The sequence below is a fragment of the Microbulbifer maximicatervae (SeqCode) genome (genome assembly GCF_052467695.1).
In genome coordinates this window covers 2,262,833-2,275,095 of sequence record NZ_CP174320.1, presented here as the reverse complement: position 1 = coordinate 2,275,095, position 12,263 = coordinate 2,262,833, and the positions used below count along the sequence as shown (strand labels likewise).

Annotated in this window: 10 protein-coding genes; 9 read left to right on the top strand and 1 reads right to left on the bottom strand. The window is 48.0% G+C overall.

Features of this window, described 5'->3' with window-relative positions; all coding sequences use genetic code 11:
* Positions 1 to 197: 197 nt before the first annotated feature.
* The 9 genes from ACJJI8_RS09945 to ACJJI8_RS09905 all read left to right on the top strand — a co-directional run bounded on the left by ACJJI8_RS09945 (position 198) and on the right by ACJJI8_RS09905 (position 11,299).
* Entirely contained in the window at positions 198 to 1,478 is a 1,281-nt protein-coding gene (locus tag ACJJI8_RS09945) for an efflux RND transporter periplasmic adaptor subunit (protein WP_444934918.1), read from the top strand.
* Between the two features lie 82 nt (positions 1,479 to 1,560).
* Entirely contained in the window at positions 1,561 to 2,262 is a 702-nt protein-coding gene (locus tag ACJJI8_RS09940) for an ABC transporter ATP-binding protein (RefSeq protein WP_444895138.1), read from the top strand.
* 12 nt (positions 2,263 to 2,274) lie between these two features.
* Entirely contained in the window at positions 2,275 to 3,588 is a 1,314-nt protein-coding gene (locus tag ACJJI8_RS09935; RefSeq protein WP_444895139.1) for an ABC transporter permease, read from the top strand.
* A gap of 9 nt (positions 3,589 to 3,597) precedes the next feature.
* Positions 3,598 to 4,806: an ABC transporter permease gene (locus ACJJI8_RS09930; RefSeq protein ID WP_444934917.1), complete on the top strand. Its 1,209-nt coding sequence runs from the start codon at positions 3,598 to 3,600 to the stop codon at positions 4,804 to 4,806.
* Between the two features lie 137 nt (positions 4,807 to 4,943).
* Positions 4,944 to 5,483 carry a nuclear transport factor 2 family protein gene (locus ACJJI8_RS09925; RefSeq protein ID WP_444934916.1) on the top strand — a complete coding sequence of 180 codons (540 nt, stop codon included), beginning with the start codon at positions 4,944 to 4,946 and terminating at the stop codon, positions 5,481 to 5,483.
* Between the two features lie 102 nt (positions 5,484 to 5,585).
* A complete protein-coding gene (locus tag ACJJI8_RS09920; protein ID WP_444934915.1) occupies positions 5,586 to 6,938 on the top strand; it encodes a sigma-54-dependent transcriptional regulator in 1,353 nt (450 codons plus the stop codon).
* The gene (locus ACJJI8_RS09915) at positions 6,938 to 8,266 is read left to right on the top strand and encodes a sensor histidine kinase (RefSeq protein ID WP_444934914.1); all 1,329 of its coding nucleotides are present in this window, start codon (positions 6,938 to 6,940) and stop codon (positions 8,264 to 8,266) included. The genes ACJJI8_RS09920 and ACJJI8_RS09915 overlap by 1 nt, the downstream gene beginning before the upstream one ends.
* Before the next feature lie 279 nt (positions 8,267 to 8,545).
* On the top strand, positions 8,546 to 10,858 hold the full coding sequence (locus ACJJI8_RS09910) for an immune inhibitor A domain-containing protein (protein ID WP_444934913.1): 2,313 nt from the start codon (positions 8,546 to 8,548) through the stop codon (positions 10,856 to 10,858).
* A gap of 156 nt (positions 10,859 to 11,014) precedes the next feature.
* Positions 11,015 to 11,299, top strand: coding sequence for a hypothetical protein (locus ACJJI8_RS09905; RefSeq protein ID WP_444895145.1), 285 nt, complete (start codon positions 11,015 to 11,017; stop codon positions 11,297 to 11,299).
* Here ACJJI8_RS09905 and ACJJI8_RS09900 read toward each other — a convergent pair.
* Positions 11,296 to 12,258, bottom strand: a complete 963-nt coding sequence (locus ACJJI8_RS09900) for an AraC family transcriptional regulator (protein WP_282934202.1) — start codon at positions 12,256 to 12,258, stop codon at positions 11,296 to 11,298. The genes ACJJI8_RS09905 and ACJJI8_RS09900 overlap by 4 nt on opposite strands.
* Positions 12,259 to 12,263: the final 5 nt, after the last annotated feature.

Below are 12,263 nucleotides of genomic sequence, written 5' to 3'. Positions count from 1 at the left end.
ACCATTAAGAAAACAAAAAAACACAAAAACCTAAAAAAGTCTTTTTATATCAACAGGTTAAATAAAATTTAACTGTTGGCATGCTTATTGCGATACCCCTCCTAACAAGCAGATTCTTAGCTCTGAATCCAAATTTCCAAAAGCCTGCATCCAAATAGCAATGACAGGCAAAACAGCAAGAGAAACGGAAAGCCGCAATGATTAGAGATACTTCCGGACAAGATACCAAGATAGAAGCCGTGCCGGTTTGGAAGAACAAAAAGGTCGTCAAAGCCTCGGTATTTGCCGGTTTGACAGTGGCATTCCTGACCTGGGGTATTAGCTCCTGGCACAGCAATAGCTCTGTCGACAGCACCCTCTCCCTGTCTCAAGTCAATATCGCCCAGGTCCGGCGAGGAGACCTGGTGCGGGATCTGGTGGTTCAGGGCCAAGTGGTCGCCGCAAACAGCCCCACGCTTTTCAGCCCTGCCCAGGGCATTGTGAAGTTTGCAGTGAAAGCTGGGGATACCGTTGACGAAGGGCAGTTGTTGGCCACCGTCGACAGCCCGGAACTATCCAATCAGCTGGCCCAGGAAAACGCCCAACTCAACCAGTTGACGGTGAACCTGCAGCGCCAAAAAATCCAGGCCAAACGCCAGCATATGGAAAACCAGCAAAAGGCCGACCTGGCCAAAGTCAACCTCACCGCTGCCAAGCGAGAGTTAAGACGTGCAGAGCTGTCTATGGAAAAGCAAATTATCTCGCGGCTGGATTTTGAAAAAACCAAAGACGATATGGCCCGAGCCCAGCTGGAGTACGAACAAGCCGTACAAAATGCGGGACTGGAAAAAGAATCACTGACCTTTGAAACCCAGAACCTGGAACTCCAGGTCTCACAACAACGCCTTCAGGTAGAAGAAACTGAGCGCCGTGTACGCGAGCTGAACATTATCTCACCGGTCAACGGCACCGTCGGTAGCTTAGCTGTGGCGCAGCGCAGCGCCGTAGGCGCCAATGCGCCACTTATTACAGTTGTCGATCTCACCAGCTTTGAACTCGAGGCCAAGGTGCCGGAAAACTATGCCGACGACCTGGGCATCAGCATGGCCGTGGCAATCAATCTCGGTGGAAAAGAATTATCCGGGGAAATTACCGCAATCTCCCCCGAAGTCATCAACGGTCAGGTGGTTGCACGGGTTCGTTTCACTGAGGGCCAGCCGAAAAAGCTTCGACAAAATCTCCGCCTCACCGCCCGCATACTGCTGGAAAACCGCAATAACGTACTGTTGGTCAAACGCGGTGGCTTCCTCGATCAAAGCGGTGGCAACCATGCCTTTCGTTTGAACAGCGAACAACAGGCGGAGCGAGTTTCCATCCAGATAGGCGCCTTTGGCTTAAAACAGGTAGAGATTATCTCGGGCCTACAAGAGGGAGACAGAATCATTATCTCCTCTTCCGAGGAACTCGAAAATGCCCAGCTAATTGCGCTGACAGATTAACCCCGAATTCAAATTGGAGCTCGATATAGCTCCTTAGTAAATCAATCAATAATTTAAAGTTTAAGAAAAAGGGAATATCGCAATGTTGAAAATGAACAATATCCGTAAAAGTTTCCGTACCGATACTATCGAAACTCATGCGCTGCGCGATTTCAGTCTCGAGGTTAAAGAGGGTGAGTTTGTTTCTGTAACCGGCCCCAGTGGCTCCGGTAAAACCACCTTTCTTAATATTGCCGGCCTACTGGAAACGCCCACCAGTGGAGAGTACCTGCTCGACGGTGAGAATGTCAGTAATCTCAATGACCGCCAGCGCTCACATCTGCGCAACGAAAAAATAGGCTTTATTTTCCAGGGGTTTAACCTGATTCCCGACCTAACCTTATTCGACAATATCGACGTTCCCCTGCGCTATCGTGGTTTCAATGCAAAAGAACGTCGCAAGCGTATTGAAAAAGTGCTCGAGCAGGTAGGCCTTTCTGCACGCGCTAAACACCTGCCGGCACAGCTCTCCGGTGGACAGCAGCAACGTATCGCTATCGCCCGCGCTTTAGCTGGCGAACCCCGTTTTCTGCTTGCGGATGAGCCCACCGGTAACCTCGACTCCTTAATGGCCCGCCAGGTAATGGAGCTACTGGAGTTTATTAACGAGTGGGGAACCACCATCGTAATGGTTACCCACGATCCAGAACTTGCACGCCGTGCCCACCGCAACATCCAGATCGTAGATGGACAGGTTTGCGATTTACGTGCGGTCCCCGAGCATCCTGCTGCCGTTACTGCTTAAGGAGACTGCACCATGTTTGGATATTATATTTCCCTGGCCCTACGAAGTTTGCGCGGAACCCCGATTTTAAGCAGCTTAATGGTTGCCGCTATTGCAGTCGGTGTCGGCGCCTCTATGACGGTGCTGACCCTGAACTACACCATGTCCCAGAATGCTTTAAAGCACAAAGACGACGTTCTCTTTGCTGTACAGCTAGACAGTTGGGATGTTAATAAAGCTTACAAAAGTAAGAATGAAATACCCTGGCAGCTGACCTATCGGGACGCCGAAGCGTTATTGCGCTCAGATATTCCCACCCGCCAAGTTGCCATGCATCGCTACGGTTTTACCGTTGAGATTGAAAACTCTGCTATTAGACCTTTTGAATCACATACCCGGGTAACTACCCGGGACTTTTTCGCTTTGTTCGATGTGCCCTTTATTTATGGCGGCACCTGGGAGGAGTCTGCTGATAGCTCTCCTACTCAAGTAGTTGTGCTTTCCAAGCCGACAAATGACAAGCTTTTCTCTGGTCAAAATAGCGTTGGAAAGACAATAAAACTCAACGACGAACCCTATACGGTAGTGGGTGTTATCGACACTTGGGAGCCCTCACCAAAGGTATATGATGTCAACAACAGCCCGTTTGATACAGTAGAAGAGTTATTCATACCCTTTGGCTTACACCGCAAGTTGGAAATTCACAGCTGGGGCAACACCAATGGCTGGGACAATGCCGATCCGCAGGGATATGAAGAGTTTCTACAGAGTGAATATCTCTGGGTTCAATACTGGGTTGAACTTACAACTAGCGAGCAAAAAGCGCAGTACGAAAATTTTCTTCGCGCTTATATACAGCAAGAGAAAGCTCAAGGGCGTTTCGAGCGACCACTAAAATTTGCCTTGAGTAAACCATCTGAATGGTTGGTTCTCAATGAGGTACTCAGTGATGACAACCGTATTCTTGGGTGGGTTTCTCTGGCGTTTCTCCTGGTATGTATTATCAATGCCGTCGCATTGTTGTTGGCAAAATTTCTACGCAAAGCACCAGAAGCTGGTGTACGTCGCGCCTTGGGAGCAAGTAGAAGTGCGATTTTCACCCAGCACTTGATTGAAAGCGCAACCATAGGAATCATCGGCGGAGTAGCAGGTATTTTTCTCGCCATACTCGGCCTTAGCGGCATTCGCTACCTGGCCATGGGCCAAATCGACACACTTCCAACTATGGATTGGGTCATGATGGTTGCGGCTATTGGCCTGGCTATTGTCGCAAGCCTATTGGCAGGCTTTTACCCAGCATTGAAGATCAGTCAAACCAACCCTTCTATCTACCTGAAAACCCAGTAAGGCCTGACCATGCTTGAATTAAAACCGATGCTGTCCGCCCTCTGGCGCAACAAAGTTTCTGCACTGCTGATTGCCCTTCAGCTTGGCTTAACCCTGGCAATTATCAGCAACACAGCAATAATAATCCAAGATAGAGTAGAAAAGATAAACCGGCCCACAGGAATCGATGTCGACAACATTATTACTATTGGGTTCATGGCAATACCAAAAGACTACGACACAATTGGGGCGGTACGAGCCGATTTAGGGATTCTCCGTCAACTTCCAAATGTTGTCGATGCCTCGATCACTCAACAAATCCCTCTATCGCAATCAGGATCGTCTTCGGTATATCACAATAAAGCCAATCAGGAAATCGGCGGAGAAGGAGCCAACTACTATCAAGTTGATCCACACTTTATTAACACCCTCAATTTAAAGTTAGTCGCAGGTCGTAACTTTACCGAGGCCGATATGCAGGCCAGCAACTCTCACGAGGCTACAAAAAAACCTGTTGTCATTATCACCCAGCAACTTGCCGATAAATTCTACCCCAATCAGGATCCTATAGGACGGCCAATTTTCTCCGGTGGTAGCTCTGAACCGATGGAAATAGTCGGAGTTGTAGAACGGCATCTGGGAGCATGGGTTGGATGGTCCAAAGCTGGTAATGTGATGTTTTACCCAGAAATAAAAAATAGGCGTTATGCAAAATATATAGTACGTACAGAGCCGGGTAAACGCGATGAGGTAATGAAGGTGTTAGCTGACAAGCTTTCCGAGCGAGACCCTCAGCGAGTAATCTCTGTTGAGCCACTCTCTAAGTATGTCAAACGCAGCTATGCTATCGACAATATGATGGTTAAAGTACTCTCTATCGTTGCAGCTATGCTGAGCTTTATTGTAGCCCTTGGCATTGTAGGTCTAACCATTTTTTGGATTAACCAAAGGGCCAAGCAAATTGGTGTTAGACGTGCATTAGGGGCCACCCGTACTAATATCAGCCGATATTTCCTTATTGAAAACGGAATGATAGCGAGTCTGGGTATCGCAGTTGGCAGTGCAGCGGCACTGATTGCCAATCAATATATGGTTCGCGATTACTCACAGCCTGCTTTAACGATTGTTCCCCTAGTTGTTTGTGCACTACTTGTCCTTTTGGTCAGCCTTGCTGCTGCACTTGCCCCAGCTTTGCGAGCAGCGAATATATCACCGGCAACAGCCACTCGAAGTATTTAAACAACAACCTTGAGGGGGTGAACTACATACTCACCCCCAAATAAAGGTCAAAATTTTTTATTCACTTCGCATGATTTATTTGTCACATCCGGCGGACATGCCCAGACTACAGAAAATAAACAATAAGGACATTGATCTTGTTAAAAAAAATATCTTCTTTATTTTTTGTGGGGCTAACCTTCATTAGCCCAAACTCACAAGCTGAAAAACATCCGGTTATTGCTGGCCCACTAGTAACTGAAGAACTAGTACAACAAATTACTAGAGCCGACCAACGTTTATTTGATGCATTATTCAATAATTGTGATCTAAGAGAAGCACAAAACTTGGTTACCGATGACTTTGAAATGTACCATGACAAGTGGGGTCAAACAGCAAAGTCTGGAGAGGAGTTTGTCAATGCCATTACCAATATGTGTAAACAGCGTGAGAATGGAAATGGTATTCGTGCACGTCGTGAACTGGTAATCGAGAGTACTAAAATCTACCCTGTTAACCATTACGGTGCTATTCAGTCAGGCACCCATCGATTTTATGGCATCAATGACGACAAATCTGAGATCTTACGGGAAAGTTCACAGTTTACTCATCTCTGGAAACAGGTAGACGGAAAGTGGCAGCTCGCGAGGGTACTCAGCTTCGACCATAAACCTGCTGAGCAACACATCGTCCACTAACTCTCCCTAATCTATTTGTGGCAGGGAAAACCTGCCACAAGCATTCCCCCTCGCCATCAACACATTGCATAATAGGCGCCTTAATAGCGTGTCTTAGAAACTATGGACAAAGTACTTATTATTGACGACAACAGCAGTATCGTTTCCGCCCTGGAGATCCTGTTGTCTCTGCATGACTTGCAGCCACTTTGTGCGATTACTCCTCAAGCCGGCTTACAGCTACTACGAGAGAACAGCGATGTCAGCCTGGTTATCCAGGATATGAATTTCACCGCTGACACAACTTCTGGAGAAGAAGGCAAAGAACTGTTCTTCGCGATTCGGGAAATAAATCCGGACCTTCCGATTATCCTGCTGACAGCTTGGACTCAACTGGAAATGGCCGTCGAGTTAGTCAGAGCTGGTGCTGCTGATTACCTGGGTAAGCCCTGGGATGACAATAAACTAATATCCACAATTAACAATTTATTGGAACTGGGAGAACTACAAAAGCGCCAGCAGGCATCCCAGCAACAAGCTTTGAATGCTCGCAGCCAATTACGGGAGGACTTTTTACTACAAGACATAATTTACCGCAGCGATAAAATGCAAAAGCTGTTGGAGATGGCCACTCAAGTAGCGAAATCTGAAGTTCCCATCCTGATCACAGGGCCAAATGGGGCAGGCAAAGAAAAGATTGCTGAGATTGTCCAGGCGAACTCTTCATCTAGAGAAGGGCCTTTTATTAAAGTTAACGTAGGTGCACTGCCAGAAGATCTGATGGAAGCAGAGCTGTTCGGAGCCGAACCTGGAGCCTACACCGGCGCCGGCAATCGGGCACGGGAAGGCAGGTTTGAAGCTGCCAATGGCGGCACCCTATTTCTCGATGAGATTGGCGAGCTGTCACCCAGTGGCCAGGTGAAACTACTGCGCGTACTACAAACCGGGGAATTCCAGCGTTTAGGCAGCAGCCAAACCCGCAAAACCAAAGTTCGGGTAATCAGTGCTACCAATAGGGATCTCCACAAGGCTATCGAGGAAGGCAAGTTTCGCCAGGATTTATTTTATCGACTCAATGTTATAGAGCTGCGCCTTCCTCCACTGCATGAGCGCCCTGAGGACATCGCCCCCCTTGCAATAAGCTTCCTCGCAGAAAGTGGTAACTCCAAAAAACTATCTCCTCAAGCATTAAATGCCCTTACTCGCTATCATTGGCCCGGCAATGTACGGGAGCTGCAAAATGTTATGCAGCGAGCGGCCGTCCTAAGTCAGGAGGATACTATCGATGAAGCCGTCCTGGCACTTCCTGAGCAAATGACAACCGATAAAGTGGAAGTGAGTTTTGAGCCCAGCCGCGAGTTGCTACAAGAGACACTATCCAACTGCAATGGCATTATTGCCCAGGCTGCGCGAGAACTCGGCATGAGCCGCCAAGCACTATACCGCCGCCTGGAAAAACACGGTATACCCTATTGATGTCGAAATATTTTTCACTTGAAGGCCGCCTTATTGCAACAGCGGCCATTCCCTTAGTCGCCGGTATTACCATATCCTGGCTCGGTACTCGGGCTGGTTTTAGCCCATCACTCGCCTGGTCAGCGGGACTTATCATTTCATTGCCGTTATTAATTGTACTGGTTCGCCTTATAATTGCCCCCCTAACTAGCACCCTGAAATCATTACAAAACGGCCTGCTAAATTTCCGTGACGGCGATTTCTCAATCTCCCTAGTACATCCCAAGGATAGTGAACTCCGACAAATAACAATTCTCTATAACGAGATAGGGGAACACTTACGCAAGGAACGTGCCCATATTTATCAACGGGAACTCCTTTTGGATACGGTTATCCAAACATCACCCCAAGCTCTTCTACTGGTGAATCAAAACGATCGTATTATTTATTCAAACAGTAGTGCCAAGCAACTTCTTAACAATGGAAGGCCAATACAAGGACTACTATTACAGAAGCTTTTATCCCAGAGTCCCAAAGAAATTGCCAGCGCCATTAACAGTTGGAAGAATGGACTGTTTAATTATGCCGACATCAATGGTCCCCACTCCATGCATATCGGAAACAGTACTTTTGTTTTAAACACACAAAAACACCGACTAATCGTTTTACGCGAAATGACCCGTGAGCTAACTCGTGCAGAAGTAGAAGTTTGGAAAAAAGTTATCCGTTTGATCAGCCATGAGCTGAATAACTCTCTAGCCCCAATTTCATCACTCGCGCATTCTGGAAAAATGCTGGTAACAAAACCTGGAAAAGAACAGGCTTTGGAGAAGGTTTTCGATATTATTGCAGACCGCTGTAAACACCTGACAGAGTTCACTCAGGGATACGCCTCTTTTGCCAAACTACCAGCTCCAAGCTGTGAGACTATTAGCTGGCAGGAGCTAGTCAATCGCATAATGCCAATTCAAGCTTTTTCCCTTAAGGGAAGCCTGCCAGATGAACCCGGCTACTTTGACCCCATCCAAATAGAGCAAGCTCTACTAAATCTAATTAAGAATTCACGAGAAGCTGGTAGCGATAGCAAAGATATTGAACTTGAAGTTAGCACCGACAATTTTGGACAGAAGCTAGTACTTTCCGACCGAGGCTGCGGGATGAGTGAGAAAGTACTTGAGCAGGCACTACTCCCCTTCTTCTCAACAAAAGAGCAAGGCGTGGGCTTGGGATTAGCTCTATGTAGAGAAATCATTGATGCTCATGATGGACATATTCAGCTTTTAAACCGCCCTAATGGAGGCTTACAGATTTGCCTTTGGATGCCCTGGAAAACCAAAACACATAAGTGAGCAACACCTTACATTATCAACCCCCTGTTATTGATAAGCTAATGAGTTTTTACTTTTAAAAAACACTATAAAATCACGTAAAAGTAATACTAAGGTGTAAAATTACTCCGCCCCCCACAAAAATATTGCGGCCAACTCCTACAAAAACGTCATTCCTTTGTAGCTGACAATAAAAAAACCAAGCTACCAAAGTTCGAAATCTGGCTACTATAAAAAATTCTATTTGGGTCAGGTTTCGATACTAGTTTTAATTTATCTCGAAACGCACAAGAAGGGACTATGTTAAAAATAAATAGTTTGCTCTCCGCCAGCACACTTGCACTGAGCCTGATGGCAGCCAATGCCCAGGCGATTAATTCACATCAAAAAGGTGGTGATCAAGTTGACTTGGTCATTGCCAATGAAGCCAAATTAATTGATATGCTCAAGCGCTCTGGGCGCATCAGCCAAGATGCCTCTATTGCAGAAGCTGAACGTACTTTAAGAACTTACTTAAAAGAGCGGGCCACCCATAGCATTAATGGGGCTCAAGATCTTTCCAGCGATACCGTAACAATGATGCGCGATGCCCGAGGAGGACATCACCCTCGGCTTAAAAGGGGCAAAGGCTCTCTTCACCACAACCATGGCAGCCGCCACCCTAGAAACATTCAACTAGAGAGCTTCGACGGTGAAGCCCAAACTGCACGGGTTCTCGCTATTTTGATGGAGTTCCCCGATTTTCCCCATAACAGCATCGAGCCTGGGGAAAGCGATATGTACTACGCAGATTACGCCGCTGAACATTACGCTGACTTACTTTTCTCCCAAAACGGCTTTGAAGGCCCCAATGGAGAAAACATGCTATCTATGCAGCAGTTTTACTGGCAGCAATCCGGTAACAGCTACTCAGTTGAGGGCTCTGTAGCAGGTTGGTATATGGCCAGCCAACCAGCCGCTTATTACGGCAATAACACCGATGGTGATGCCCGCTCCCTGATTCGTGAAGCCCTGGAAGCTGCAGCTGCCGACCCCACAGTAAACCTGTCAGATTTTGATATTGAAGACCGTTACGACTTGGATGGTGATGGCGATTTTTGGGAAGCAGATGGTTTAGTAGACCACATCATGATCTTCCACTCCTCGGTTGGTGAAGAAGCTGGTGGCGGGCAACTGGGTGAAGACGCCATTTGGTCTCACCGTTGGAATCTTGGCGGAGTCTATCCACTTGAAGGGACCACTGCGGAGGTAGATTACTGGGGCGGCACCATGGCTGCTTATGATTACACCATTCAGCCGGCGGACGCCGCTGCAGGCGTTGTCAGCCATGAATATGGCCATGATCTAGGCCTGCCCGATGAATACGATACCGATGGTAGCGGTCGCGGTGAACCCGTCTCCTCCTGGTCCATCATGTCCAGTGGTAGCTGGGCTGGTATTATTCCTGGCTCAGAGCCCACCGGCTTCTCTGCCTATGCCAAGGAATACCTGCAACACAACCATGGTGGGAACTGGCTTCATGGTGAAACTATTGCACTAGATGAAATTCCTCGCCGCGGTATCGAGTTGCTACTCGATGAAGCGGTTAATAAGGGGACCAATAACGATGCAGTCCGAATTGACCTACCAGCAAAACAAGAAATAGTTACCGAACCCAGCAGTGGAGAATACGCCTACTTCAGCGGTAGCGGCAACAACCTGCAAAACTCTATGACAATATCTGTTGATCTGAGCAATGCAGAAACAGCAAGCCTCTCTTTCAAAGCTTGGTACGACATTGAGCTGGATTGGGATTACGCCGCGATCATGGTAGATTCCGGTGATGGCTTTGTCTCCATTCCTGGTTCAGTAACTACAGATACCAACCCCAACGGCACCAACCCAGGTAATGGTATTACTGGTAGCTCCGAGGGCTGGATTGACGTTGCATTCGATCTAAGCGCTTACGCCGGGCAAGAAATTAGCCTTTCACTTACCTATATTACTGATGGCGCCGTAGCGAATTCAGGTCTTTTTGCCGATGACATCAGCATCGAAATTGATGACACAACATTCCTTTTCGATGATGCTGAAACTGATGGCAACTTTAGCCTTGCAGGCTTTAGCCGAAACCCAGGCTATCTTGAGCACGATCACTACTACTTACTCGAATGGCGTACTCATCGCGGCGTTGATGCCGGATTGGCACATGTGAATGTAGCCGGCGAGATGCTCACTTTCACAGAAGGACTCTTGGTTTGGTACGTAGATTCCAGCTACGATAATAACTGGGTTGGCGTACACCCAGGAAATGGCTTCCTCGGAGTTGTTGATGCCGACCAAAATGTATTGAGATGGAGTGATGATTCCGTTGCCAGTACCCGCTATCAGGTTCACGATGCCACATTTAACATCGAAAGAGCCGACGACATGGTTCTGGATTTACTCGAGGACTACGGCATACTCTTAAGTGACACTCACAACCGCCGCTACCCATTGTTTAATGACACCCGGAGCTATAGCAGCGAAGAAATACCAGATGCCGGCCGCGCTATCACACCTTACGGCTTAAAGGTTCGGGTCGTATCTCGCAGCGGAGATAAATCTGTAGCTAAAATACGCGTAACCAAGTAAAGAAGTAAAAACAGACGGCGCCTACATGGCGCCGTCTCCAATTTAACAAATAGAATAAGATTACCGCTTAAAACAAAGCCTTTAATTTGAGCAAAACTCCCTTCTCCAGCTAACCTGAATGCCAGAAACTTATTTTCATCATTCAGGCGTTCATTTATGGAAAAGCCTCTAGACAACTCCCGTCGCCACTTTCTTAAGCTTTCAGGAACATCGCTACTTTTAATTCCTGCCACATTTATTTCAACACCCTCAGCTCAGGCCCAAATCAAAGCGCAAAAAGACAAGGTAAATTACCAGGATACTCCCAAGGATGGGAAAAAGTGCGTGGACTGTCAGCTGTTTGAGCCCCCCAATGCCTGCCTGGTTGTGGAGGGCGATATCAGTCCCGAAGGGTGGTGTAGCTTATTTGTTTTGAAGCAGGGCAACCCAGTTTCAAATTAAGCTGGGACCCGCTGTTCACCGCGCAATTTAATCACGTCCGCGCGGGGCGGAAGACCAAACATACGGCTGTATTCACGACTGAAATGAGAGGGGCTCTCATAGCCAACCCGATAGCTGGCGGAAGCCGCTTCCAGTCCCTCAGTCAACATTAGGCGTCGCGCCTCATGTAAACGCAGCTTTTTCTGGAACTGCAACGGGGACATGCGCGTGATCTGCTTAAAGCTGTGATACAGGGATGACTCACTCATATTGGCCTGGTCGGCCAAGTCACTGATACGCAGCGGTTCTGAGAAACGGTCTTTTAGCACCTCAATCACGCGGGATACCCGGTTCGCCTGGCTATCTACCATGGCAAACTTGCGCATCCGCGCGCCAATCTCCCCCATCAGGGCGCGATAGATAATCTCACGCCGGGCTAATGGCGCCAGTATCGGGACATCTTTAGGGCTATCCAGCAAGGAGACCAGCCTGTTTAGCGCATCAAGCATACCGTAATCCATTTTGGTCAGGCACAGGCCGCAGCTGACTTCGGGGCAGTCGTAGCCAGCCTCCACACCCGGCGCCTTATCACCCAGCTCCATAACCAGGTCTGCCACCTCTTGCGGATCGATCGTTATCTTTACGCCGAGAAACGGAGTATCCAGGGAAGCGTCTTCAACACGCCCCAGGATCGGCAAGTGCACTGAGGTTGCCACATAGCTCAGCGGCATATAGGAGATTTCCCGGTCTCCCAGCTCCAAGGTCTTGCGGCCTTGAATAATAAAATTCAGGGACGGTGTATACACCGATGCCGCACAGGCTCCCGGCTCATTGCAGCGAATCAGGGAGAGACCACCCAGTACCGTTTCATTTAATCCCTGTTCCGGTGCCTGACGCATCAGGGAGGCAATCAGCTTCTGCCGTATCGACTCCATATCCATGGCGACAGAGTTAAATTCCGCTCTTTTTTCAATGCTCATATGCT

What these genes read in the sequence shown, in the direction of transcription:
- ACJJI8_RS09945 (WP_444934918.1), top strand. Translation starts at nt 198, where the DNA reads ATGATTAGAGATACTTCCGGACAAGATACCAAGATAGAAGCCGTGCCG.
- ACJJI8_RS09915 (WP_444934914.1), top strand. Translation starts at nt 6,938, where the DNA reads ATGTCGAAATATTTTTCACTTGAAGGCCGCCTTATTGCAACAGCGGCC.
- ACJJI8_RS09900 (WP_282934202.1), bottom strand. Translation starts at nt 12,258, where the DNA reads ATGAGCATTGAAAAAAGAGCGGAATTTAACTCTGTCGCCATGGATATG.
- ACJJI8_RS09920 (WP_444934915.1), top strand. Translation starts at nt 5,586, where the DNA reads ATGGACAAAGTACTTATTATTGACGACAACAGCAGTATCGTTTCCGCC.
- ACJJI8_RS09940 (WP_444895138.1), top strand. Translation starts at nt 1,561, where the DNA reads ATGTTGAAAATGAACAATATCCGTAAAAGTTTCCGTACCGATACTATC.
- ACJJI8_RS09930 (WP_444934917.1), top strand. Translation starts at nt 3,598, where the DNA reads ATGCTTGAATTAAAACCGATGCTGTCCGCCCTCTGGCGCAACAAAGTT.
- ACJJI8_RS09935 (WP_444895139.1), top strand. Translation starts at nt 2,275, where the DNA reads ATGTTTGGATATTATATTTCCCTGGCCCTACGAAGTTTGCGCGGAACC.
- ACJJI8_RS09905 (WP_444895145.1), top strand. Translation starts at nt 11,015, where the DNA reads ATGGAAAAGCCTCTAGACAACTCCCGTCGCCACTTTCTTAAGCTTTCA.
- ACJJI8_RS09910 (WP_444934913.1), top strand. Translation starts at nt 8,546, where the DNA reads ATGTTAAAAATAAATAGTTTGCTCTCCGCCAGCACACTTGCACTGAGC.